Origin of the sequence: Dactylosporangium cerinum (assembly GCF_042653625.1) — a bacterium.
Classification (GTDB): domain Bacteria; phylum Actinomycetota; class Actinomycetes; order Mycobacteriales; family Micromonosporaceae; genus Dactylosporangium; species Dactylosporangium cerinum.
In genome coordinates this window covers 439,814-463,164 of the sequence record NZ_JBHSIU010000046.1, presented here as the reverse complement: position 1 = coordinate 463,164, position 23,351 = coordinate 439,814, and the positions used below count along the sequence as shown (strand labels likewise).

25 protein-coding genes are annotated in these 23,351 nt (G+C 73.5%); 16 read left to right on the top strand and 9 right to left on the bottom strand.

The genetic code is table 11. The annotated features are described in order from the left end of the window. Positions 1 to 39 precede the first annotated feature (39 nt). Positions 40 to 1,062, top strand: coding sequence for a helix-turn-helix transcriptional regulator (locus tag ACFPIJ_RS35970; RefSeq protein WP_380122015.1), 1,023 nt, complete (start codon positions 40 to 42; stop codon positions 1,060 to 1,062). A gap of 4 nt (positions 1,063 to 1,066) precedes the next feature. On the opposite strand, the gene ACFPIJ_RS35965 is transcribed toward ACFPIJ_RS35970, so the two are convergent. Beyond that, positions 1,067 to 1,864 (bottom strand): class I SAM-dependent methyltransferase, encoded by a 798-nt coding sequence (locus ACFPIJ_RS35965; RefSeq protein ID WP_380122013.1) that lies wholly within the window; start codon positions 1,862 to 1,864, stop codon positions 1,067 to 1,069. Positions 1,865 to 1,994: 130 nt separating this feature from the next. On the opposite strand from ACFPIJ_RS35965, the gene ACFPIJ_RS35960 reads away from it, so the two are divergent. The 3 genes from ACFPIJ_RS35960 to lepB all read left to right on the top strand — a co-directional run bounded on the left by ACFPIJ_RS35960 (position 1,995) and on the right by lepB (position 3,784). Further along, positions 1,995 to 2,450, top strand: a complete 456-nt coding sequence (locus ACFPIJ_RS35960; protein WP_380122011.1) for a tellurite resistance TerB family protein — start codon at positions 1,995 to 1,997, stop codon at positions 2,448 to 2,450. 120 nt (positions 2,451 to 2,570) lie between these two features. After that, complete coding sequence (locus ACFPIJ_RS35955; protein WP_380122010.1) at positions 2,571 to 3,143, top strand: TetR/AcrR family transcriptional regulator; 573 nt, start codon at positions 2,571 to 2,573, stop codon at positions 3,141 to 3,143. A gap of 89 nt (positions 3,144 to 3,232) precedes the next feature. Beyond that, a complete protein-coding gene (gene lepB, locus ACFPIJ_RS35950; protein ID WP_380122093.1) occupies positions 3,233 to 3,784 on the top strand; it encodes a signal peptidase I in 552 nt (183 codons plus the stop codon). Between the two features lie 45 nt (positions 3,785 to 3,829). On the opposite strand, the gene ACFPIJ_RS35945 is transcribed toward lepB, so the two are convergent. The 3 genes from ACFPIJ_RS35945 to ACFPIJ_RS35935 are packed head-to-tail and all read right to left on the bottom strand — an operon-like array spanning position 3,830 to position 5,834. Then, complete coding sequence (locus tag ACFPIJ_RS35945; RefSeq protein ID WP_380122008.1) at positions 3,830 to 4,402, bottom strand: hypothetical protein; 573 nt, start codon at positions 4,400 to 4,402, stop codon at positions 3,830 to 3,832. Beyond that, complete coding sequence (locus ACFPIJ_RS35940) at positions 4,399 to 5,139, bottom strand: hypothetical protein (RefSeq protein ID WP_380122006.1); 741 nt, start codon at positions 5,137 to 5,139, stop codon at positions 4,399 to 4,401. The genes ACFPIJ_RS35945 and ACFPIJ_RS35940 overlap by 4 nt, the downstream gene beginning before the upstream one ends. Then, complete coding sequence (locus ACFPIJ_RS35935) at positions 5,133 to 5,834, bottom strand: ABC transporter ATP-binding protein (protein WP_380122004.1); 702 nt, start codon at positions 5,832 to 5,834, stop codon at positions 5,133 to 5,135. Before ACFPIJ_RS35935 ends, ACFPIJ_RS35940 begins: the two co-directional genes overlap by 7 nt. 112 nt (positions 5,835 to 5,946) lie before the next feature. On the opposite strand from ACFPIJ_RS35935, the gene ACFPIJ_RS35930 reads away from it, so the two are divergent. From ACFPIJ_RS35930 to ACFPIJ_RS35910, 5 genes are read left to right on the top strand one after another with little or no spacing between them, the layout of a single operon-like run. Beyond that, positions 5,947 to 6,792 carry a sensor histidine kinase gene (locus ACFPIJ_RS35930; RefSeq protein ID WP_380122002.1) on the top strand — a complete coding sequence of 282 codons (846 nt, stop codon included), beginning with the start codon at positions 5,947 to 5,949 and terminating at the stop codon, positions 6,790 to 6,792. Beyond that, entirely contained in the window at positions 6,789 to 7,454 is a 666-nt protein-coding gene (locus ACFPIJ_RS35925) for a response regulator (RefSeq protein ID WP_380122000.1), read from the top strand. The genes ACFPIJ_RS35930 and ACFPIJ_RS35925 overlap by 4 nt, the downstream gene beginning before the upstream one ends. 43 nt (positions 7,455 to 7,497) lie before the next feature. Next, the gene (locus ACFPIJ_RS35920; protein WP_380121998.1) at positions 7,498 to 8,724 is read left to right on the top strand and encodes a sugar efflux transporter; all 1,227 of its coding nucleotides are present in this window, start codon (positions 7,498 to 7,500) and stop codon (positions 8,722 to 8,724) included. A 48-nt stretch (positions 8,725 to 8,772) separates the two neighbouring features. Next, on the top strand, positions 8,773 to 9,453 hold the full coding sequence (locus ACFPIJ_RS35915) for a GOLPH3/VPS74 family protein (RefSeq protein WP_380121996.1): 681 nt from the start codon (positions 8,773 to 8,775) through the stop codon (positions 9,451 to 9,453). Positions 9,454 to 9,503: 50 nt separating this feature from the next. Continuing rightward, positions 9,504 to 10,667 (top strand): winged helix DNA-binding domain-containing protein, encoded by a 1,164-nt coding sequence (locus ACFPIJ_RS35910; RefSeq protein ID WP_380121994.1) that lies wholly within the window; start codon positions 9,504 to 9,506, stop codon positions 10,665 to 10,667. Positions 10,668 to 10,672: 5 nt separating this feature from the next. Here ACFPIJ_RS35910 and ACFPIJ_RS35905 read toward each other — a convergent pair whose 3' ends face one another. Next, positions 10,673 to 11,407 carry an SGNH/GDSL hydrolase family protein gene (locus ACFPIJ_RS35905; RefSeq protein WP_380121992.1) on the bottom strand — a complete coding sequence of 245 codons (735 nt, stop codon included), beginning with the start codon at positions 11,405 to 11,407 and terminating at the stop codon, positions 10,673 to 10,675. An 81-nt stretch (positions 11,408 to 11,488) separates the two neighbouring features. Here ACFPIJ_RS35905 and ACFPIJ_RS35900 point away from each other — a divergent pair, with 81 nt between their 5' ends. The 5 genes from ACFPIJ_RS35900 (at position 11,489) to ACFPIJ_RS35880 (ending at position 15,580) form a co-directional block, all read left to right on the top strand. Further along, positions 11,489 to 12,064, top strand: a complete 576-nt coding sequence (locus tag ACFPIJ_RS35900) for a TetR/AcrR family transcriptional regulator (RefSeq protein WP_380121990.1) — start codon at positions 11,489 to 11,491, stop codon at positions 12,062 to 12,064. 68 nt (positions 12,065 to 12,132) lie between these two features. Beyond that, positions 12,133 to 12,780, top strand: coding sequence for a class I SAM-dependent methyltransferase (locus ACFPIJ_RS35895; RefSeq protein ID WP_380121988.1), 648 nt, complete (start codon positions 12,133 to 12,135; stop codon positions 12,778 to 12,780). A 150-nt stretch (positions 12,781 to 12,930) separates the two neighbouring features. Next, entirely contained in the window at positions 12,931 to 13,677 is a 747-nt protein-coding gene (locus ACFPIJ_RS35890; protein ID WP_380121987.1) for a hypothetical protein, read from the top strand. 120 nt (positions 13,678 to 13,797) lie between these two features. Continuing rightward, complete coding sequence (locus ACFPIJ_RS35885) at positions 13,798 to 14,337, top strand: SigE family RNA polymerase sigma factor (RefSeq protein ID WP_380121985.1); 540 nt, start codon at positions 13,798 to 13,800, stop codon at positions 14,335 to 14,337. Further along, positions 14,330 to 15,580: a hypothetical protein gene (locus tag ACFPIJ_RS35880; protein ID WP_380121983.1), complete on the top strand. Its 1,251-nt coding sequence runs from the start codon at positions 14,330 to 14,332 to the stop codon at positions 15,578 to 15,580. The genes ACFPIJ_RS35885 and ACFPIJ_RS35880 overlap by 8 nt, the downstream gene beginning before the upstream one ends. Before the next feature lie 52 nt (positions 15,581 to 15,632). Here ACFPIJ_RS35880 and ACFPIJ_RS35875 read toward each other — a convergent pair whose 3' ends face one another. Then, entirely contained in the window at positions 15,633 to 17,126 is a 1,494-nt protein-coding gene (locus tag ACFPIJ_RS35875; protein WP_380121982.1) for a hypothetical protein, read from the bottom strand. Positions 17,127 to 17,247: 121 nt separating this feature from the next. On the opposite strand from ACFPIJ_RS35875, the gene ACFPIJ_RS35870 reads away from it, so the two are divergent. Next, the gene (locus ACFPIJ_RS35870; RefSeq protein WP_380121980.1) at positions 17,248 to 20,016 is read left to right on the top strand and encodes a helix-turn-helix transcriptional regulator; all 2,769 of its coding nucleotides are present in this window, start codon (positions 17,248 to 17,250) and stop codon (positions 20,014 to 20,016) included. 14 nt (positions 20,017 to 20,030) lie between these two features. Here the strand turns inward: ACFPIJ_RS35870 and ACFPIJ_RS35865 are convergent, their stop codons facing one another. After that, the gene (locus ACFPIJ_RS35865) at positions 20,031 to 21,026 is read right to left on the bottom strand and encodes an NADP-dependent oxidoreductase (protein ID WP_380121978.1); all 996 of its coding nucleotides are present in this window, start codon (positions 21,024 to 21,026) and stop codon (positions 20,031 to 20,033) included. Between the two features lie 79 nt (positions 21,027 to 21,105). On the opposite strand from ACFPIJ_RS35865, the gene ACFPIJ_RS35860 reads away from it, so the two are divergent. Next, a complete protein-coding gene (locus ACFPIJ_RS35860; protein WP_380121976.1) occupies positions 21,106 to 21,906 on the top strand; it encodes a helix-turn-helix domain-containing protein in 801 nt (266 codons plus the stop codon). On the opposite strand, the gene ACFPIJ_RS35855 is transcribed toward ACFPIJ_RS35860, so the two are convergent. Both ACFPIJ_RS35855 and ACFPIJ_RS35850 read right to left on the bottom strand, forming a co-directional pair. Beyond that, complete coding sequence (locus ACFPIJ_RS35855) at positions 21,903 to 22,319, bottom strand: MmcQ/YjbR family DNA-binding protein (protein WP_380121974.1); 417 nt, start codon at positions 22,317 to 22,319, stop codon at positions 21,903 to 21,905. The genes ACFPIJ_RS35860 and ACFPIJ_RS35855 overlap by 4 nt on opposite strands. Positions 22,320 to 22,340: 21 nt before the next feature. Further along, complete coding sequence (locus ACFPIJ_RS35850; protein ID WP_380121973.1) at positions 22,341 to 23,339, bottom strand: tetratricopeptide repeat protein; 999 nt, start codon at positions 23,337 to 23,339, stop codon at positions 22,341 to 22,343. Positions 23,340 to 23,351 lie beyond the last annotated feature (12 nt).

Here is a 23,351-nt window from a genome sequence, read left to right as displayed (position 1 = left end):
CCGCCCATCCCAGAAGTCTGGGATCCTTATCGTGGGGTGGTGTACGCGGCGACGGCGGAACGGGTGCGGCGCATCGGCGCGGCGGCGACCGGCTCCCGGACCCTGCGGGAGCTGGCACTGGCCGAGATCGGCCGGGCCGTGCCGTTCGACGCCCACGTCTGGGCGCTGACGGACCCGGAGACCTCCGTCGGGACGGACCCGCTCGCCGCGGTGCCACCGGCGCTGATGCCGGCACTGCCGCAGCTGATCCGCCTCAAGTACCTCACCACGACCAACCGGTGGACGTCGCTGACCGGCGCCGCCCGGCTCGCCGAGCCCGCCGACAGCCTGCTGTGGCGCGAGCTGCTCGCCGCCCACGGGGTCACCGACGTCGCCTCGGCGGTGTTCCGCGACCGGCACGGCTGCTGGGGTTTCCTCGACCTGTGGCGCATCGGCGGCACCTTCACCGGCCCGGAGCTGGCGTTCCTCGACGACGTCACCGGGCCGCTGACCGGCGACCTGCGCCGCTGCCAGGCACACACCTTCACCGTCACCGGCGGGCCCCGACCGCCCGGACCGGTCGTGCTGCTGCTCACCCCGGACCTGCGGGTCATCGAGCAGACGCCGCACACCCACGAGCAGCTGACCCGGCTGCTGCCGCCGGACGCCGGCCGGCAGCCTGTCCCGGCCGGTGTCTACAACGTCGCGGCGCAACTCGTCGCGGCCGAGGCCGGCGTCGACCCGCACCCACCGTCCGCCCGCGCGCACCTCGCCGAGGGCCGGTGGCTCACGGTGCGCGCCGCCCGCCTCGACGCCACCGGCAGCGCCGGCGCCCCGATCGCGGTCACCATCGAGGAGGCGTCCCCGGCGGAGCGGACGGCGGTGTTCGCCCGCGCGTGCGGCCTCACCCCGCGCGAGACCGAGCTGCTCACCCACCTGACCGGGGGCGCCGACACCCGCGCCGTGGCCGCCGACATGTTCCTGAGCCCGAACACGGTCCAGGACCACCTGAAGTCGATGTTCACCAAGACCGGCACCAACAGCCGGCGCGCCCTGCTGTCCCGCGCCCTCGGCACCGGCTGACGGCTCAGTCCCACCGGCGGGCGACGAGGTGCCGGGCGTTCGGCCGGTGCGACCACACGCCCGGCGGGGATGCCGCGAGGAACTCGGCGCGGAGCCGGTCGACGAACGCCGCACCACGGGCGGTGGCGAGGGGGCGGCCCGGTCCGGCGCGGGTGTGGGCGTCGAAGAACGTGGCCGCGTCCGGGTGGGACATCGGGTGAGCGGGCCGCTCGTCGCGCTCCACAACAAGGCCCGCGGCCGTCAGCGCCGGGACGAGCCGGTCCTGCCAGCCGTCGTCGCCGGCTGGCACGTGCCCGTGGACGACCTCGCCCAGCCGGGCGAAGGGGCCGTCGGCTTCGGTGTACCGCGGCCAGAACAGCACCGAGAGCACCCCACCCGGACGCAGCGCCGCCGCCCACGACCCGATGGCCGCGTCGGGTGCGGGCAGCTGCTGCAGGCCGAACACCGACACGACCGCCGCGCAGCGGCCCGTCCAGCGCTCACTGAGCGTCGAGGCGTCACCCTGTTCGACGGTGGCGCGTGGGCACGCCGAAGCCCGCGCCGCGGCCAGCCGGACCATCCCGGCGGACAGGTCCAGGCCGGCGACGACACGGTCGGGCAGGCCCGCGGCGAGCACGGGCAGCTCGGGGAACGTGCCGCAGCACGGCACCAGGACCGGGCCGTCCGGCAGCGGCCCGGCGGTGACCGCGGCCACGGCGTCGGCGACCCACGGCGCGAAGCGCGGCACGTAGTACGCCTCGTAACCGGCGGCGGCCTCGTCCCAGCCGCGGGCGAGCCGCGCCAGCCGGTCCTCGTCACCCATGCCCCGCACGTTCCTTTCAGCCCCGGCCACCCCGCGGGTTCATTCTGCCGGGCCGCGGCGCATCAGGGCCGGGCCGCCGATGCCGCGGGTAGGCTTGCCGCCGGGGGGCGTCACACAGATGGGGGCACGCATGGGATTCTTCGACCAGCTCAAGAGCCGCACACAGGAGATGAGCGGCCAGCTCAAGACCCGGGCCGGCCAGTTCAAGAGCAAGGAGTTCGCCAACGCCAGCATGGCGATGTGCGCGCTCATCGCCGCCGCCGACGGCAGCATCGACCCGGCCGAGCGGCAGCGGACCGAGGGCGTGATCACGAGCAACGACATCCTGTCGATCTTCCCGCCGGACGAGCTGCGGCAGAAGTTCGCCTTCTACGCCGACCGGCTCATCCGCGACTTCGAGTTCGGCAAGGTCGAGGCGATCGCCACGATCGCCAAGCTCAAGTCGAAGCCGGACCACGCCCGCGCGGTCATCCAGATCGGCATCATCATCGGCGGCGCGGACGGCAACTTCGACGACAACGAGAAGAAGGCCGTCCGCGAGGCGTGCTTCGCCGTGGGCATCGCGCCGACGGAGTTCGACCTCTGATCCTTCCGGGCATCGGCTGCGGGCGGTGGGCCGGCCGGCCGGCGACGGTCGCGCCGTGCCCCGCCCGTAGGTCATGATGTGGACCTTCTCCGCAGCCGACGCGTCGGAAGTTGAGGTTGCATGAGCCAGGCCGGCGCGACCACGAAGGGCGCCGCGCGGCGCTCCCAGATCCTCGACGCCGCGACCGCCATCCTCGTGGAGGAAGGGCAGGGGCACCTCACCCTGCGCAGCGTCGCCGACCGGGTCGGCATCCGCCTCAGCAACGTCCAGTACTACTTCAAGACCCGCGACTCCCTGGTCGCGGCGCTGCTGGAGCACTACCTGACCGGGACCCTGCAACGGCTGTCCGCGCCGCTGTCGGTGCTGACGCTGCCGGAGGTGGTCCGGCGGGTCCTGGACGAGCAGTGCGACCGCAACGCCAGCGTGTTCTTCACCGAGCTGTGGTCCCTCGCCGGGCACAGGCCCCAGATCGAGGCCGCGGTCCGCACCTTCTACCGCACCTACGAGTCCCTGGTCGCCGAGCAGCTGCGCGCGGCCCGCCCGGAGCTGCCGCCGGCCGAGCTCGCCGCCCGCGCCAGAGTCTTCGTGATGCTGCTGGAAGGCGCGCAGCTGTTCCGTGCGGGCGTGGCCGCCGACCCGGACGCCCCCTCCGACGCCCTGCTGTACAAGATCGCCACCGGCCTCCTGGCCTGACCTGTCACGCCGCGGCACTGTACGCTTCCGCCGTGCCACCAACGGGGAACTTGAAGAGCAAGCGATCGCGCTGGGTGGGCAATCTCGTCATGCTCGCCATCGCGGCGGTGGTGGCGATCGTCGTGCGCACATATGTGGTGCAGACGTTCTACATCCCATCGGGGTCGATGGAGCAGACGCTGCTGGTGAACGACCAGGTCATCGTCAACAAGGTCAGCTACCGGTTCCGGGACCCGGCCCGCGGCGAGATCGTGGTGTTCCGGCCGCCGCCGGCGTGGAATGCGGGCGCGGGCGAGGACTACATCAAGCGGGTCATCGGCGTCGGCGGCGACCGCGTGGTGTGCTGCGACGACCGGCACCGGATCACCGTCAACGGCGAGGCGCTCGACGAGGACTACCTGTTCCCCGGGGACGTGCCGTCCGTGACGCCGTTCGACGTGACCGTCCCGGCCGGGCGGCTGTTCGTCCTGGGTGACCACCGCGGCTCGTCCGCCGACTCCCGGGCGCACCTGACCGCGTCGAACGGCACGGTGCCGGTGGACCGGGTGGTCGGGCGGGCGTTCGTGACCTCCTGGCCGCTGTCGCGCTGGCGGTCCCTGAGCGTCCCGGCCACCTTCGAGGACGTCCCCGACCCGCACTGACCGCCAACGTGGTGCCACACCGTCGCTTCGACAACAGCCGCGCGGTCACGCGTCGCGGCGGTGGAAGGTCGCGGCGGCCACGAGCAGGGCGCAGGCCGTCCACACCGCCGTGGCCGCGGCGCCGCGGGACGGGTCCAGGGCGGCGGTGCCCGGCAGGTAGGCGGCCACCCCGGCGGGCAACAGCGGCCCTGCCACGTAGTACCCCGCCAGCAGCAGCACCGTGGCGGCCTCCGCGTGCCGGACCAGCCCGCCGACGGCGGCGGCGAACAGCGCCGTCAGCGTCAGGTACACCACGGCGAACGGACGCACAGCGGGCAGGGCGACCAGGGCGGCGAGCGGCACGCAGCAGGCGGCCAGGGCCAGCACCTTCGCCGTGAACAGCGGCAGCCGCCGCGGCATCGCGAGCAGCGTGGTGCGGAACTGGTCGCCGCCCTGGTGCTCGGACGCGGCGGACAGGACGCCGAGCACCACGAAACCCGCCTGCGTGTAGCGGATCGGCTCGAGCGGGGGCAGGTCGAGGGCCGCGAGCAGCACGGCGGCGGCCACCGTCAGCACCGCGGTCAGCCGCAGCGACGGCAGCGTCACCAGCTTGAGCAGCTCCGCGACGATGGGCCTCACGGGTCGCGCCGGTGGAACAGGACCGCGCCGATCGCGAGCAGCGCGGCGATCCAGGCGGTCATCACCAGGCCGGCGGTCAGCGGGGCGATCCGGACCGGGAAGTCGGCGGTGGTGAGGAACATCTGCGGGCCGACGATGTCCGGCAGGTACGCGGCCAGGTCGGTGACCTTGGTCAGCAGGTACGACACCGAGACGACCGTGCTGTTGATGATCAGGAACGTCAGCGGGACGATGCCGTTGCGGGTGATGAGCGTGATCGCGAACGACAGCAGTGCGATCAGCGTCCAGTACAGGACGGCGGCGGCGACCCGCGCGGGTGCGGGGGCCGGCACGTGCGGGTGCAGGACGTGGGTGAGTGTCAGCGTGGCGGCCGCGGTGACCGCCGCCTGGGCCGCGGCGACGAGGACCAGCGCGACGGACTTCGCGGCCAGCAGGCGCAGCCGGCCGGGCATCGCGGTGAGCGTCGTGGTGAGCTGGCGGGCGCGGGGCGCGTCGGGCCCGGTCGACGTGTACTCGCTGCTGATCACGACCACGCCGAGGACCATCGGGCCGATGAGCCCGATGCCCAGGTCCTGCAGGCCCAGGTCGGACGGGTCGGCGATGGTGCCGTCGGCGATGGCGCCGCGGACGTACGGCGCGTTCAGCAGCACGATCACCGGCGCCAGCAGGGTGCCCAGGACGAGGCCGATCCAGGCGGTCGGCAGGCCCAGGAGTTTCCGCAGTTCCGCGCCTACCATGATGACCCTGTCAGGGCGAAGAACGCGTCCTCGAGCGTCGCGTGCGCACCGGTGACGTCGGCGAGCGTGCCCTGCACCAGGATCCGGCCCTGATGGATGACGACGACATCGTCGGCGATCGACGCGAGCTCGCCCATCAGGTGGCTGGACAGCAGCACGGTGCGACCCCGGGCGGCCTGGTCGCGCAGGAACTCCCGCATCCACCGGATCCCGGCGGGATCGAGGCCGTTGACCGGCTCGTCCAGGACCAGCACCGAGGGGTCGCCGAGCAGCGCGGCGGCGAGCCCGAGCCGTCGGCTCATGCCCAGGGAGTAGCGGCCGGCGCGCTTGCGGGCGTCGCCGGTGAGGCCGACGACGTCGAGGACCTCCCGGACGCGCGAGCCGGGCAGGCCGTTGCTGGCGGCGACCCAGCGCAGGTGCGCGCCGGCCGTGCGGGCGCGGTGGGCGCCGCTGCCGTCCAGGAGCGCGCCGACGGTGGTGAGGGGGCGGCGCAGGTCGTGGTACGGCCGCCCGCAGATCAGCGCGGTGCCCTGCTGGGGTCGGTCCAGGCCGAGCAGGACCCGCAGCGTCGAGGTCTTCCCGGCACCGTTCTGCCCGAGGAACCCGGTGACCCGCCCCGGCCGGGCCTCGAACGTGACGTCGTGCAGGATCTGCGCCCTGCCCCTGCGTTTGCTGACGCGATCGATCGTGATCATAGGGCGAGTCAACCGGCCCGGCGGTGCCCGTGCATCGGGCCGGACTCGGAACCCGGCGGTCGCCTCGGACCGTGGGCCGTCAGACCCTGGTCTGAGAACTACAGTCGGGCTGGTGACAGCGCATCCGCGTCCCTCGGGGCGTTCCAGCGTCGCGCCGGTGGTGATCGTCGTGGCCGTGGTCTTCGGCCTGGCCATGTGCACGGCCGGCGGGGACGGACCGGCCGCGGTCGCGGTGCCGTGGCTGATGGTCACCGCGGCCGTGGCGGCCGCGGTGTGGGCGGTGCGCCGGGCCCGCAAGGACCGCAGCGCCTACGAGGCGCGGCTGACCGCGTGGGCGGCGTCGGAGGCGGTCCTGGCGGAGCGCCTGCGGATCGCCCGCGACCTGCATGACATCGTCTCGCACGGGCTGGGGCTCATCACGGTCCGCGCGGCGGCGACCCGGCACCTGCCGAAGCCGCCCGAGGTGGCGGCGGCGCTCACCGACATCGAGGACGCCGGCCGGCACGCGACGGCGGAGCTGCGCCGCATGCTGACGGTCCTGCGGTCGCCGGATTTCGACGAGCGCGCACCGCTGGACGGGATCGACGACCTGCCCCGGATCGTGGCCGGGGCGGCGGTCGCGGGGCTGCGGCCCCGGCTCACCGTCGACGCGCTCGGCGAGGTGTCGCAGGGCGTGCAGGTCGCCGTGTGCAGGACCGTGCGGGAGGCGCTCAGCAACGCCGCCCGATACGCGGGACCGACGGACGTGCGCGTGCGGGTGCACCGCGACGGGGCGTTCGTGGTGGTCGCGGTGACCGACGCCGGGCCGGCGGAGGGCGGCTGGCAGGCGTCGCCGGGCGCCGGACACGGCCTGGACGGCCTGCGCGAGCGGGTCGGCAGCCTCGGCGGCACCCTGACCGCGGAGCGGGTCGACGCCGGCTTCCGCGTCACCGCCCGCATCCCGGACGAACCCGCGTGACCGCCATCCGGGTCCTCCTGGTGGACGACCAGCCGCTGCTGCGGCACAGCCTCGCGATGATCATCAACAACGCGCCGGACCTGGCCGTCGTGGGGGAGGCCGGCGACGGTGCCGACGCGGTGGCCCGGGCCCGCACCACCCGCCCCGACGTGATCCTGATGGACGTGCGCATGCCGCACCTGGACGGCCTGCAGGCGACCCGCCGCATCTGCGCCGACCCGGTCCTGGCCGGCGCCCGGGTGCTGGTGCTGAGCATGTTCGAGCTCGACGAGTACGTCTACGAGGCGCTGCACGCCGGCGCGTCCGGCTTCCTGCTCAAGGACGCCCGCCCGGAGGAGCTGCTCGAGGCGATCCGCCGCACGCATCGCGGCGAGTCGCTGTTCGCGCCGTCGATCCTGACCCGGCTGGTCGCGCACTACGTCGCGGCGCCCCGCCCGGACCGCCCCACGCCGGCGCTGCGGCGGCTGACCGGCCGGGAGGTCGAGGTGCTGACCCTGATCGGCGGCGGCCTGTCCAACGACGAGCTTGCCACCGCCCTGATGATCTCCGTGAAAACCGTCAAATCGCACATCACGCACCTCATGGCGAAGCTCGCCGCCCGGGATCGCGCACAGTTGGTGATCGCTGCCTTCGATGCGGGTCTGGTACGCCCACGAGGCTGAAACGGGGTCGCGCCGGTCGAATCTGTAGCGGTACAGTGCCCGCATGACCCTGGCCGCTCCGCCGCGTCAGCGGCCGCTCACCCGTGCGCTCGTGCCGCTCGGGCTGATGTTCCTCGCCGTCGGCATCTCCGTCGCCGTCATCTTCCCGTTCCTGTCGCTGTTCCTCAGCACTGCCGTGCACGCCGACCCACTGCGCGTCACCATTTTCCTCGTCGCGTCGCCGCTGACCGGCGTGCTCATCGCGTCGCCGATCGGCCGTGCGTCGGACCGCTGGCCCATCCGCCGCAAGATTCTGATCGGCGCCGCCCTGGCCGGCCTGGCCGGCAGCGTGGCGACGATGTTCATTCGGGACTACTACGTGCTGCTCGCCCTGAACATGCCCCTGTTCGCGGTCGCCGGCGTGTTGTTTCCGCAGTCGTTCGCATATGCGCGGCAGGTCCTCGAACGCGACAGCCCCGGACACGCGGCCATGGGCATCAGCGCGTTGCGCACGGTGTTCTCCCTCGCCTGGGTCGGCGGTCCGGCGCTCGCGGCGGTCCTGCTGGACGTCGGTGGTTTCCGGCTGGTGTACGCGATGGCGGCGGTCACGTATGCCATCGCCGCCCTGGTCGCGGTGGTCTGGCTGGAGGACATCGACCCGCCCGCCCCGGTAGTAGTCGACGCCGGAGGGGATCAGCCGGTGGTGTCGAAGGACGCGTCGTCGCCGGCCAGGTGGGTCATCCCGCTCACTGTTGTCGCATTCGTCCTGATGCAGGTGCCGATGACCCTCGGCGTGCAGGCGCTGCCGCTGTTCGTCGCCGAGGACCTGCACAGCGACGCTTCCAGGGCCGGTCTCATCCTCGGTCTCTGCGCCGCCCTGGAGATCCCGCTGATGCTCGGCCTCGGCGCCCTGACGACCCGGTTCCGGCTGCGGCCACTGCTCCTCATCGGCGCTGCGTGCGGGGTCGCCTACTATGCGATCGCCTTCGTCGCTCCCAACATCTGGGTGCTGGCCTCCGCCCAGATCGTCAACGCGCTGTTCATCGCCGCGATCTCCGGTGTCGGCATCTCCTACGTGCAGGACCTGCTGCCCAACGAGCCGGGCCGGGCCACGACGCTGTACACCAACACGTTCCCGATCGGGTCGATCCTGGCCGGGCCGCTGTTCGGCGTGGCGGCGTACCTCGGTTACCGGTCCGCCTTCGGCATGGGGTCCGCCCTGCTGGCCGCCGGCCTGGTGCTGTTGTTCGTCGCGGGCGTCGGGGCCCGGCCGTCGCGAGCGGCAACCTGACCGACACGGTAGTGCGGGACGAGCGGACGCGCGCTACCGTTCCGAGCCATGAGTTCCGTTGCACTGGCGGAGGAGCTTCTCCTGCTCGCCTACGATGACGACACCGGGAAGGCCACCGGCTCCCACATCGGCCTTGACCTGGGCATGGCCGCTGCGGTCCTGGTCGATCTGGCGCTCGCCGGCAGACTGGCGTATGCCGGGGGCATGATCGTGGTCGTCAACGGGTCGCCGACCGGCGAGCCGATCGCCGACGAGGTGCTCGGCCGGGTCGTCGCCGACACGCCGCACACGCCGGCGTCGTGGGTGCAGCGGCTGCGGCACGGGCTGCGCGACCGGGTCCTCGCCGACCTGTGCGCCCGGGGCATCCTGCACGACGTCGACGAGACCACGCTCGGGTTCATCCACATCCACCGCTATCCGACCGCCGACGCGACCGTGGAGACGGAGCTGCGCGACCGGCTCGGCCGGGCGCTGACCAGCGACGAACTGCCCGACGAGCGCACCGCTGCCCTCGCCGCGCTCGTCGCCGCCGCCCGGATGGAACCCGCGCTCTACCTGTCCGGCGACGAGATCGCCGCGGCGCACCAGCGCCTGGAGCAGATCAGCGACGCCGCGGGCTTCACCGGCGCGGTCAGCATGGAGGAGTCCTCGATCCGGCCGTCGGTCGCGCTCGTCGTCAGCGTCCTGGTGAAGGCGATCCAGACCGCCCTCGGCACCGCCCGCACCTGACCCGTTGCGGCGGCGGGCTGTGGTCCGCCGCCGCTCAGTACCATGGCCCGATGCGCCACGTGACCGACCAGCAACGGCGTGCCCGGCTCGCGGTGCGGCACGCGCTCACGGCGGCGGCCCGGGTCGGCACACCTGAAGCCGCCACCACGGCGATGACCGTCCTGCACGCCACGGAACCGGCGACGGTCCACCTGTCGTGCTGGGCCCGCGTCACGTCCGTGACGGTCGCCGACGTGGACCGCGTCCTGTACGGCGACCGCACCCTGGTCAAACAGCTCGCGATGCGCCGCACCCTGTTCGTGTTCCCGCGTGACCTGCTGCCGGCGGCCTGGGGGAGCGCGTCCGCGCGGGTCGCCGCCAACGAGCGCGCCCGCCTGGCCAAGGACGTCGTCACCGCGGGCATCACCACCGACGGCCCCGCCTGGCTTGACCGCGCCCGCGCCGAGGTCCTCGACGCCCTCGCCGGAATCCCCGACGGACACCCCGCCACCGACCTCCGCCGTGCCGTGCCGATGATCGACGCCCACCTCGCCGTGACCAACGCCGACCCGCGGGCCGCCTCACGCGTCCTCACCTGCCTGAGCGCCGCCGCCGACATCGTGCGCGGCGTCAACGCCGGCGGCTGGTACACCTCACGCCCGCGCTGGGCCCTGATGCGGCAGTGGCTGGACGACACCCCCGCGCCGTTGACCGCCGCCGACGGCTACCTGGAGCTGGTCCGCCGCTGGCTCTTCACGTTCGGCCCCGGCACCGAGGACGACCTCGTCTGGTGGCTCGGGTCGACCAAGGCGGCCGTGCGCGCGGCCCTCGCCGGCCTCGGCGCCGTCGCGGTCTCCCTCGACCACGGCGCCACCGGCTGGCTCCTGCCCGACGACGTCGACGACGTGCCCGACCCGGGCCCGTGGGCGGCGCTGCTGCCCGTGCTCGACCCGACCGTCATGGGCTGGCAGCACCGCGACTTCTACCTCAGCCCGCACCGCGCCGAGATCTTCGACCGCCGTGGCAACGCCGGCACGACCGCCTGGGTCGACGGCCGCGTCGTCGGCTGCTGGGTCCAGGACCCGGCCGGCGTCGTCGAGGTGCGCCTGCTGGAGGACGTCCCCGCCGCCGCCCGCCGCGCCCTCGACGCAGAGGCGTCCCGCCTCACCGCGTGGCTGGACGGTTTCCGCGTGCCCTCGGTGTATCATTCGCCCGCCATGCGCGCCCCGGCCTGACCGGTTCAGGCATCCGGTTGGGCCGGGAGGAGCCGAGCGGCGACGTCGTTGGCCCAGAACCGGTATCCCTGAGCTGACGGGTGGAAGCGGTCGGTGCTGAAGAAGCCTGCCGGTGGCGTCCCGGCGGGGGAGCCGATGAACGTCGTTGTTCGTGGGTTCCGCCCGCACACCTCTCGGGAGACCGCGTTCAGGGCGTCCGCGCGTTCGCCGAGGTATCGTCCGAGCGTCGCCGGGATGGATGGGAACAGTCCGAACGGCGGGATTCCCGCGACCACCACCTGGTGCGTGATGTGGCTGAGGTCGGCGAGGATGCCGGTCAGGTCCTCGCGCCAGAGGCTCGGCCCGCGCCCGGCCAGCACGTCGTTCGCGCCGGCGAGCAGGACGACCGTGTCGAGGTCGTCGTCGAGGCGTGGCACGAGCCGGAAACGGACGCGTCGGGCCGTGGCGCCGAACTGGCCGACCACCTGCCAGTCGACCGGCCGCCGGGTGCGGGTGGCGACCTCTTGTGCGAAACCGGCCGCGAACGCCTCGTCGTCGCCGGTGACGCCACAGCCCGCGGCCGTCGAGTCGCCGAGCACGGCCAAACGCAGTGGCGGGCCCGTGGGGCCGGGCGCGGTGCCGCTGGTGCCGCCGCCCGGCGCCGATGCGAGCCGGAGCGTCGAACGCAGCCAGAGCCCTTGGACGGCAACGACCGGCAGCCGCAGCGGGTTCACGCGGTCGTGTTTGTGCAGATCTGTCATTGCGACCTCCCGTGTACGCTTCCGTATATGGACGGTAGTGGTCCATATACGATGGCGTATACGGTGGGTGGGGTACATCACGTGAAGTTCGAAACGCAGACGCCGCGAGAGCGATGGATCGAAGCCGGCCTCGAAGCACTGGCGGCCGGCGGCCCGGATGCGGTCCGTGTCGAGGCGCTGGCCAAGCGGCTCGGCGTGACCAAGGGCGGCTTCTACGGCTTCTTCCCCGACCGCGACGCGCTGCTGACGGCCATGCTGGATGCGTGGGAGCGGGAGAGCACCGACGAGGTGCTCGAACGCGTTGAGCGCGAAGGCGGCAACCCGAAGACCCGGATCGCCCGCGCCGGTGTCCTGACCTTCTCCAGTGACCGGCTCCTACCTATCGACCTGGCGATCCGTGACTGGGCCCGCCGCGATCAGGCGATCGCCGATCGCCTCCGTCGGGTCGACAACCGACGCATGGGCCTGCTGCGGGAAATGATCGGCACCTTCTGCGACGACCCGGAGGAGGTGGAGGCCCGCAGTCTGCTCGCGTTCTGCCTGCTGATCGGCGAGCACTTCCTGGCCGCGGACCACGGCGATCACACCCGGACCCAGGTGCTGCGCCGCGCGGGCGACCTCATCCTCGACCGGCACCCGGACGAGACGTCGGCTTGACGATCGGCCGGGGCCGCTGAGATGCCAGCGGACCCGACGACTCGAGCGGCTGCGTATGCTGTGGTTGCGTGAGCGACCTTGAGAACCCGTTGGTGTACTGGGACGGTGTCGGCGCCACGAAGACGTTCACGCATCCGGTGAACTTCACGTGGTTGGCCGAGGTCGGCCCGAACGCTCGGATTCTCGACTACGGCTGCGGATATGGCCGCGTCATGGCCGAACTGCACGAGCAGGGTTTCCGTGACCTGCTGGGGGTGGACCTGTCGCCCGCGCTGATCGCGCGGGGCCGCCAGTTGCGGCCGGACCTGCGACTCGAGGTGCTGGACTCCCCGCCGACGGTGGCGCACGCACCGGCGAGCTTCGACGTAGTCGTGCTCTTCGCGGTGCTGACGTGCATCCCTGACGACGATGCCCAGCGGGCACTGATCGCCGAGGTGGTCCGCGTCCTGGCGCCGGGCGGCCTGCTCTACCTCAGCGACGTGCTGCTGCAGGACGACGAACGGAACCAGGCCCGCTACACCGCGTACGCCGAGCAGTTCGGCACCCCGTACGGCGTGTTCGCCACCGGCGACGGGGCGGTGTGCCGGCATCACCACATCAACGAACTGCGGACCCGCCTGAAAGACCTCGACATCCTTGAGCAACGGCGCATCGACGTGATCACAATGAACCGGAACCGGGCCAAGGCCGTGCAAGTGCTGGCCCGCAAACCATAGGTCCACGCTGTCGCGACCGTTTGCGGAGTTCTTCGCCACGCGGGTGCCCCAGCGTAGTCGACTGTGGCCATGCGGTGATTGACCGGCGCGCTGGAGGCCCGTACGTTGCCATCAGTGGAACTGCGTTTCTATCAGTGAAACGGTGGGCCGGTGATGGTGTCCGTCATCTTCGCGGTGCTGGCGGTCGGGGTGCTCGGGGTCGGGTTGGCCGCGGCGCGCCTGAAGGCATGGACGGTCACGGTCGTCGCGGGTGCGCTGGTGTACGACAACGGCGTGATCGCGCTCGGGCGGCCGATCGGCGAGGGTGACCTCCTGGAGGGGCTCAACGCCGGCCGGTTCGTCGGGCACGTGCTCTTCACGCCGCTGCTCATCGTCGTCGGCGCGGTTCTCGCCCGCGCCGGGCGCCGCCTGCTGACCGCCGCCGCCGGGCTCGCCGCCGTGCTGGTCGCGCTCGGCGTCTACACGGACATCGTGCGGCTGCGGCTGGTGCCCGAGCGGCACGGCGACACCCTGCGCTACGTCAACGACGCCGCGGCCGGTCCGCCGGTGCCCGCGGTCGTCGCGATCCTCGTGCTCATCGGCGTCGGCGTCGTGCTGTGGCGGCGCGAGGGGTGGCCGTGGCTGTTCACCGGGGCGGTCGCCATGTTCGCCGCGGCCGCCGCCGGGTTCGCGGTGCCGTGGCTGGGCAACCTCGGGGAGCTCGTGCTGCTGACCACGGTCGTGCTCACCGTCCGCCACGGCCGAAGCGGCAGCCTGACCGACCGTCCGTCCCCCGCACCACCGCAACCGCCACGACCGACGCGGCCGGCTGACTGCGGCGGCCGGCGGACCGCCCAATCCCGCCGCGACCGCCGCGACCGCCGCGACCGCAGCAACCGCAGCAACCGCAGCGACTGAACGCGGCCGGCCGACCGCCGAACCCCGCTGCAACCGCCACGGCGAGCGCGGTCGGCTGGCCGACAGTCCGGTCCGCCGTGCGGCTGCAACCGGACCGCCCGGCATAGCGTGTGACGTGACATGCCCGGATCTGGAGAGCACGACCGCCGCGCCACCCACGGGCCGCCCGCCGCGGCCGACTTCGACGCGCTCTACGACGCGCGGTACGGCGACGTCGTCGCTATGGTCTACGCGCTCGTCGGCGACCTCGCCGAGGCACAGGACCTCGCCCAGGAGGCGTTCTGCCGGGCCTGGCAACGCTGGGGCGACGTGTCCCGGTACGACGATCCGCTCGCCTGGATCCGCCGGGTCGCGGCGAACCTGGCCACGTCGCGGTGGCGGCGCGGCCGGGTGGCGCGGGCCCACTGGGGCCGGGAACGCACCGCCGACGTCCCGCCGCTGGACCCGGACCACGTCGCGCTCGTCGCGGCGCTGCGGCGGCTGCCGGCCGACCAGCGCCGGGCCGTCGTCCTGCACCACCTGATCGACCTGCCGGTCGCCGACGTCGCCCGGGAGATGGACGCCGCCGTCGGCACCGTCAAGTCGTGGCTGCACCGGGGCCGCGCGGCACTCGCGACCGAGCTCGCCAAGTCCACCGAGGAGGTGACCTACCGTGACTGAATTCGATGACGAACTCTCCGCACAGCTGTCCCGGCTGCGGACGGACGTGCGCCGGACCGTCGCGCCTCCGGCCGCGGCGCGCCTGCGGGACCGCGGCGACCGTCGCCTGCGTACCAGACGGACCGCCACCGCCCTCGTCGCCGCCGCGGTGGTCGCGGCCACCCTCGTCGGTGGCGGCATCCTCTGGAGCGGTGCCGCACCGAAGACCCCGCCGGTGCCCGGAGGATCATCGACGCCGTCGCCGGGTAGCACACCGACGCCGTCCAGCGCCCCCTCCGCCGACCCCAGGCCGAGCAAGCCGGTCCAGGCCAGGCAGACGCCGCCGGTACCGGCGAACTGGGCCGGTGTGCAATGGAGGACCGCAACGATCACGTTCGCCGCCCACCAGGGCTGCCCGTCCGGTCCGGTCACGTTCCGCACGGCGCCGTTCAAGGGCGACGACGCCGCCACGGTCGGCCCGAGCACGTATCCACGGATGACGCTGGAGGCGGACCGGGTCTCCTACGGTGACGTCACCGGTGACGGCCAGGCCGAGGCGTTCGTCCTCGCGACGTGCTGGCAGACCGAGGAGGACTCCGGCGACGGCCAGGGCGAGCTGCTCGCCGTGCGCCGCGACGGCACGACCCTGCGCGCGCTCGGCTGGGCCGGCCCGCGCGGCGCGCTGTTCTCCGACCACTGGGTCGCCGGCGGGCTGCTCGTCACCGACGTGAAACCGGTGTACGTGAACTGGGGGTACCGCCTCGGCGCGGCCCGCGCGTACCGGTGGAACGGCCAGGCGTTCACCGAGGTCGCGGAGTCCGGCTATCCCGGCATGGTGCCCGGCGACGGTGCCACCGGGCCCGCGGTCGACCTCACCAGGGTCGCCGGGCTGACCGGCTGCCCGGCCGCCACCGTCCGGTTCGACCCCGGCGGCCGCGCCGGCGGCTGGGACGTCATGCAGCCCGCCGGCCCGGACCACCTGCGGCACCTGGTGGACCTCGACGGCGACGGCCGGCGCCGCCTCCTGATCGCGGTCACCTGCGGCCGGGACGACACGCACCCGGGCCGCAGCTTCGCCGCGGTCCTCGACCCGCAGACCGACGGCTCGTTCATCGCCGTCGACGCCGTCCTGCCACCGGCGGGCATGAGCGTGTCCGGCTGGACCGCCGAGGCGGGCACGCTGACCCTGCAGGTCGCCCCGGCGGCCGGCGGGACCGTCCAGGAGCTGCGGTACACCTGGAACGGCGAATATTTCCAACCGTGACACCCCCGGGGTCGCGCCTCGGCGCGACCCCGGATCGGCGGCCCCAAGCGGATCAGGCCCGGCGCAGGTACACGACGGCGGGGCCGGGCGGGAACGGCGACGCGAACTCGACGGTGCGCGCCGACTCGACGCGCAGCCCGTCACCCGGTGTCGTTTCCCGGGTGGTGACGTCGAACCACTCGACCTGGTACGAGCCGGCGTGCAGGTCGACGGTGAACGCCCAGCCGTCGCCGTCCGGCTCCAGCACGAGGTACTCCGAGCCGGGGTTCGCCAGGGCATACCCGGTCGAAGCGATGTCGCGCCGCGGAGCCGCGTCGATCAGTTCCATGCGCTGCGCGTAGCGGAGGGTGTCGCCCATGGCCCACCGGGCGGGCTCGTAGTGGGCGAACGGCGGCACGCCGGTGTCGGCGGCGGGCTCGTCGCCGGGCTCGAGCCCGGCGATGAGGCCGTAGTCCATGAGGACGGGGTGGTGGCCGCGCAGGAACGACTTCCACGCCCAGAGGGCGTCGCCGTGCCCAGGTGCGTAGTGGTCGGTGTCGCTGAGGACCACCTTGGCGCCGTCGGCGACCGGTGGATCGGTGTACCAGCGCGACGGCGGGGCGCCGCCCGCCATCGGGTGGCCGCCGCCCGCGAAGATCTCGTCGTCGTAACCCGGCGAGATCCACTCAGCCTGGCTGCCCAGCAGCGGGTCGTTCACCTTGGTCTGCTCCGGCACCGGGAACTGCATGGTCATGCCGATCGGGTGTGCGTCGTATCCACGCGCCGCCTCGTGTTGCTTGACCGTGTCGATGACCCAGTACTGCCAGCCGGTCGAGTCGCCCCACGACGGTGCCGTGTCCATGCCCAGGAACGCCGCGACCTCATCGGTCACCGTGCCCCCGCCGCACGACTCGTTGGACACCTCCCACAGCACGTTGGGCAGGTCGTGGAGCGTGTCGACGACCTTGTGGACGTATGCCTCCTGCAGCGACCGGACACGCGGGTCGAGCGGCAGGACCTGCAGGTCGTTGATCGAGCTCGCGGCGACGCCGTTGATGTTGTTGCCGGCGTGGAACGGGTGGCCCTCGATGTGGTCCGGCGGCGGGCTGAGGTGCAGCGCCCAGCCGTCGAACAGCATGACGCCCACGTAGATGCCCACCTCCGCGGCCGCGGTGACCCGCTCGCGGAGCCGCTGGAAGTAGCCGTCGTCGAGCCGCTCCAGGTCGAACCGGAGCTTACCGTCCTTCGCGGTGCCCGGCCCGGTCCGCGCCCACGGCTGCGGCGACATGTTCAGGTGGTAGTTCCCGCCCGCGGCCTGGGACCGGACGTGTTCCCAGCGCCAGAGCCGGATGAAGTTGTGCCCTCGTTCGGTCAGGAACCGCAGGTAGGCGGGGAAGTCCAGGCGCTCCGGTTCGTCCGGGCCGTCGGGGCCGGGGCCCATGCCGTCGTGCAGGTTGTTCCAGATGTGCGACCCGGTCAGGTAGACCGCACGCCCGGCGTCGGGTCCTGAGGTCGGGGTGAAATAGCGCGGGTTACGGGTGGAGACGGCAAGCGGTCCGTTCCTCATGGTCATCCTCCGGTGAAAGTGGCGTCTGCGCTGCAGCCTTCCCGGCGCGCGGCCGCGGAACATCTGCCAGGTGGCCGATGCCGCCCCGGGTGGTGGCCGGGTCCCTGGCATTGTGGAGCCCATGCGCGGCAGCACAGGCGAGCACACGGTCGCATCCCCCGCCCGGGTGCCGGGCAATCTCGTGGCGCCGTTGACGTCGTTCGTCGGGCGCCACACGGAGATCGAGGCCGCGGCCGGGCTGCTGGAGCGCCACCGGCTGGTGACCCTGACCGGGCCGGGTGGTGCGGGCAAGACGAGGCTGGCCGCGCAGGTCGCCGCCGACCGGTCCGACCGGTACCCCGACGGCGTCTGGTGGGTCGACCTCGCCACGGTGAGTGACGGCACGGCGGTGGCGGAGACCGTCGCCGAGGCCGTCGGCGCACCGATCGTCGGTGGGCGCGTGCACGCCCTCCGCAACCACCTGGCCGGGTGGCGGTCGCTGCTGTGCCTCGACAACGCCGAGCACCTGCTCGACGGGGTCGCGAGCACCGTGGAGGCCGTGCTGCACGGCTGCGCACAGGTCAGCGTCCTGGTCACCAGCCGGGAGCCGCTGGGCGTGCCGGGTGAGGCGGTGCTGGGGGTGCCGCCGCTGTCCGATGACGACGCGCTGTCGCTGTTCGTCGATCGCGCGCGCCTCGTGCAGCCCTCGTTCGCGCTCGACGAGTCCAACACGGCGGCCATCCGCTCGATCGCGGCGCACCTGGACGGGATCCCGCTGGCGCTGGAGCTGGCCGCGGCCTGGCTGCGAACCCTGACCCCCCGGCAGGTGGAGGCGGGTCTGGACGACCGGTTCGCGCTGCTCGTCCGCGGTCCCCGTGGCGCACAGCGGCGCCAGCGCACCCTCGCCGGATCCATCGACTGGAGCTACGCGCTGCTGGACGAGACCGACCGCGTCGTGTTCCGCCGGCTCGCCGTGTTCGCCGGGACGTTCGGTCTTGCCGCGGCGCGGACGCTCTGCGCCGGGGGAACGGTGAGCGCCGCCGAGGTCCTGCCGGCGCTTGGCCGGCTGGTGGACAAGTCGCTGGTGGTGGCCGACGTACGAGCCGACGAGTCACGCTACCGGCTGCTGGAGACGATCCGCGCCTTCGCCGCGGCCCGCCTGGTCGAGGCGGAGGAGGACACCGCGCTGCGCGAGCGGCACCTCGCCTGGTTCCTGCTGTTCGTCGAGGCCGCGGAGGCGGACCGGGAGCCAGATGTCGACGGGTGGCGGCGGGCGCTGGCACTCGAGTACGACAACCTCCGCGCGGCCCTCGACTGGGGCCTCGCGGCCGAGGACCCCCGGGCGGGCCGGCAACTGGCGGCGGCACTGGCCTGGCTGTGGCACCTGGACCGGCGCGGCCGGGAGGGCATCGGCTTCCTGCACCGGGCGATCGACCGCGTGCCGGACGAACGCTCCCGCCTGCAGGCCCGTCTCATGACCGGCCTCGCCCTCGTCGCCGATACGGCCGGCCCGCTCGACGTCGAGCACGACGCCGCCGCACGAGCGGTCGAGCTGGCCACCGGCGTCGGCGACGAAGGACTGCGCGCGCTGTGCCTGAACCTGTTGGCCGTCGGCGCCTTCTACACCGACTTCGACGAGGCCTGGCGCCTGTGCGAGCAGGCCCACACCGCCGCTCAGGTGGGTGGGAACACGTTCGTGCTCGGCGGCGCACGGGCGCTGCAGGCGATGATCCTGCACCTGCGGGACCGGCACGCGGAGGCCGAAGCGGTCATTGACGACGACGTCCGGCAGTGCCTGCGACACCACCGGGGGGTGCTGTCCTCGGTGCTGACGTATCAGGCCGACGGGGCCCTGGCCGGCGCAGACCCGGTCCGTGCGCTGGCGCTCGCCACGGAGGCGCTGCTGGTCGCCGAACCCCTCGGCGACTACCTGCGGGTCGGGATGGCCCGCTCGGTGCTCGCTCAGGTCAAGGCGCTGACCGGCGACCCGGCCGGCGCGGCAGCGGTGATCGACCCGGTGCTGCGCCTGGTCGACGGAGCCGACGACGAACTGTTCATCCCGGGGCTCGACCAGGCCATGGCGGTGCTGGCGATGCGCCGGGGCGACCCGGCGGCCGCCGTCGACTCCCTGCGCCGCGCCGCCCGCTCCACCGACCGCGGCGCCGCGACCTGGATCGCCGGCCGGGCGCTGCCCCGGCTCGGCGCCGCCCTCGCCGCCGCCGGCCGTCCCGACGAGGCGGTGGCGGTGCTCGACCGGGCGGTGGAGGTCACCCGGCGGCTGGGCATGCCCGGCCCACTGGCGGAGGCGTACGCCGCGCAGGCCGAACTCGCCGCCGGCGGCGCGGATGGTCCCGCCCGGGCCGTCGAACTCCACCACGCGGCGTTGACCATCCGCGTCGAGCATCGGCTGCGCGCCGCCCAACTCGACAGCCTCGAAGCGCTCGCCCGCGTCGGTGCGGCCATCCACCCGACGCCCGACGATGTGCGCATCCTGTCCGCGGCCGGGTCGGCCCGCACGGACCTCGGCCTGCCGCGCGGCGCCGACCTGCGGCAGGCGCACGACAGCGCCGCCGCCGAGCTCCGTCAGGCGCTCGGGGCTCCCGCGTTCGGCCGGGCGGCGGCCGAGGGCGCGCGGCTCACGCTCGACCAGGCCGTCGGGTACGCCCGCCGGGCCCGTGGCCGCCGCGGCCGCCCGGCCACCGGCTGGTCCAGCCTCACGCCGACCGAACTCGAAGTGGTCCGTCTCGTCGCCGAGGGCTGCACCAACCCGCAGATCGGTGCCCGCCTGCTCATGAGCCGCGGCACCGTGAAGACGCACCTCTCGCACATCTTCACCAAACTCGACACCACCAACCGCACCCAACTCGCCGCCGCCGCGATCGACCGGAAGGACCAGGATCGCCCCGATTGACCGGGAACGCGCCGTCAGCCGAGGCGGACCAGCATCTTGCCGGTGTTGGCGCCGCGCAGCACGCCGAGGAACGCACCCGGTGCCTCCTCCAGGCCGTCGACCACGGTCTCCGCGGTGCGCAACGAGCCGTCGCGCAGCCAGCCGCCGGCGCGTTCGATCCACTCGGGGAAGCGGTGGAAGTACGACGTGACCAGCATCCCGCGCAGCGTCACCTCCTTCCAGTACGCCTCGAACAGGTTCGCGGGTCCGGGCACGGGCGCGTCGTAGGTGCTCATCGCGCCGACGAGTGCGATCCGCGCGCCGGGCCGGGCGGCCCCGATCGCCGCCGCCAGATGGTCGCCGCCGACGTTGTCGAGGTACACGTCGATTCCTCCGGGGAGTTGCCCGGCGATCGGGCCGGCCTGGTAGTCGATGGCCACGTCGAAGCCGAAGTCGGTGATGAGCTTTCCGGTCTTGACCGGACCGCCGGCCGAGCCGATCACCGTGCCCGCTCCCAGGAGGCGGGCGACCTGACCGGCGACGCTGCCGACCGCCCCTGCCGCGGCGGAGACGAACACCGTGTCACCGGGCCGCACCGGCGCCACCTCGGTCAGCGCCACGTACGCGGTGAGCCCCGTGGTGCCGAGCGGGCCGAGGTACGCCTGCGGCGGCGCCGCCACGGCGTCCACCACCGTGGCGCCGGCGGCGTCCACGACGGCGTAGTCCCGCCAGCCGAGGAAGTGTGACACCGTGGCGCCGACCGGGACCGCGGCCGACCGGGACTCGAGCACCTCGCCGATCGCACCGCCCTGCAGCGCCGCGCCGAGCTCGAACGGCGGGAGGTACGACGGTGTGTCGTACATCCGGCTGCGCATGTACGGGTCGACCGACATCCACGTGTTGCGGACCAGGACCTGCCCGTCGGCGAGGGCCGGAACGGCTGCGCTGATGAGCTCGAAGTGCTGCGGGCCGGGCGCGCCGGTGGGTCGGCCGGCCAGCCGGATCTCCCGGCCGGTGAGGTTCGTTGTCATGCCGACCAGCCTGCGATCCGGCGCACGGCGCAGCCAGCACCCCGCGTTGGGTACCCAAACCGTGGCTAGTCTTGGCCCGGTGGACCTTCGTGTGGAGTTGACCGGCTTCCTGACGTCACGCCGGGGCAGGCTGCAGCCGGAGCACGTCGGGGTGACCAGGTTCGGGGAGCGCCGCCGGGTGCCGGGGCTGCGCCGCGAGGAGTTGGCGCAGGTCGCCGGGGTGAGCGTCACCCACTACACCCGGCTGGAGCAGGGGCACGCCGGCAGCGTGTCGGCCGAGGTGCTCGACGCCGTCGCGGGCGCGTTGCGGCTGACCGGGGACGAGCGGGAGCACCTGGGCAACCTGGTCCACCCGCCGCGTCCCGGCCCGGACAAGCCTGCGGCGCGCACCGACCTGCGCTGCCTGATCGAGGGCATGGACCACACGCCTGCGTTCGTGCACGGCCGGCACGGCAACATCCTGGCCTGGAACGACTCCGCCGCCCGGCTCCTCGGCGACCTGCCAGCCGACCGCCGCAGCTGGCCGCACCTGGTGTTCCTCGACGGGCCCTTCCGGTCGATGGTGCACGACGCGGACTGGGTGCGGCTGGCCCGCCAGCACACCGCGTATCTGCGGCTGTGCCTCGGCCGCTATCCCGGCAGTCCCGAGGTGGCCGCCGTCGTCGCGTCGCTGCGCGCGGCGAGTGCCGACTTCGAGCGGTTCTGGGCCGAGCACCTCGTCGCGGACTGGCCGAGCGTCTCCTGCCGGCTGCGGCATCCGGGCCTCGGCGAGATCGAGGTCGCGGTCGACGTCGTGCGCTCCAGCGGCGCGCCGGACCAGTGGCTGGTGACGTTCACGACCGAGCCGGGCTCACCGTCGCACCAGGCGCTGCGCCGCTAACGAGCCGCGAGCCAGGCCGCCCGGCGGCGCGGTGAGGCGCGGGACAGCCAGGCGTCCTGGATCACCTCGGCCAGCTCGGTCCGGGTGAGCTCACCGAGCCGGCTGGCCCGCACCAGCACCGACGGGTGGCCGTTGAAGTGGGCGGTGGTGAAGAAGGGCGTCGTGTCGTCCTGGACCAGGGCCTGCTTGTCGGCGTCTGACTCGACCCAGAAGACGATGACGTCCTGATACCGCTCGCCGGTGCCGGGGTCCACCGCGTCGGGGCGCGGGTTGCGGAAGAACACGAACGACCTGCCGCCCACCTGGTAGACGGGGTTGTCGGCGGTGCCGTCATGCACCGTGACGTGCGGCATCGCGAGGGCGAACTCGTGCACGTCCTCGACCCGGGCGGGCCGGTCGCCGGCGTCGGACACCCCGCCAGCGTAGACCAGTCGTCAGTTGTCCACCTGCGACAGCGCGTACTCCAGCGCCGCCGCCGTCATCATCCGCGCACCCGTGTCCCGCAGCCGCGTGACGGCGTCGGCGGGCAGGTTCGCGTCGAGCGCGGCCCGGGTCTCCTCGTGCTGGGCGCGCTCGTCGGCCGGCCAGGCGCCGCCGGCCCGGTCGATCTGCGCGGCGGCGTACCCGTGCAGCGTCGCGGCCCGCTCGAACCTCCCGCGGGCCGCGGTGACCGCGGCGAGCCCGTTGAGCATCCAGGCGGTCGCCATCTCGTCGGCCCGCCGCGCGCACAGCGCCAGCGCCTCCCGGGCGAGCTCCTCGGCCCGGTCGAGGTTTCCGAGCTGCCGTTCGACCATGCTCAGGTTCGCCGACTCGACCCACACCACGAACTCGTCCCCGCGCGCCCGCCCGGCCGCCAGCCGCGCCGACATCACATCCCGGGCACCGGTGAGGTCGCCGGCCATCTGCAGGGCCACGCCCAGCACGTGCAGCGCGCTCGACCGGCCATGGTCGGCCTCGTCGATCCCCTCCGTCACTGCTTCCGCCCGCCGCAGGAGGTGTACGGCCCGCGGCACGTCGCTGTTGATGGCGACCCTGGCGAGCCCGGCGAGTGCCAGGGCCTGCACCGACGGGTCGCCGTCCAGTTCGGCGCGGGTCAGGGACTCCTGGAACCGTTGCTCGGCGAGCTCGTACCGGCCGGCCCAGAAGACGAGGTAGCCGTGGTCGTGATACGCCCGGGCGGTGCCGTGCGCGTCCCGCAGCGCCCGGCCGAACCAGGCGTCGCCCTCGTCGATCCGTTTCGTGGCGATCCAGAACGGCACCAGGGCCCCGGCGAGACGGAAAGCGTCGCCCGTCACGCCGTACCAGTCCAGCGCCGCCCGCATCTCGGCGTAGCCCTCCTCGACCATCGTCTCGGCCCGCGGGTCCTGCCGCCGCCGGCGGCGCTGCGCGTCCTCGGCGAGCTCCAGCAGCCCGGCGGCGGCGGTGGCGTCCATGCCCCGCAGGCT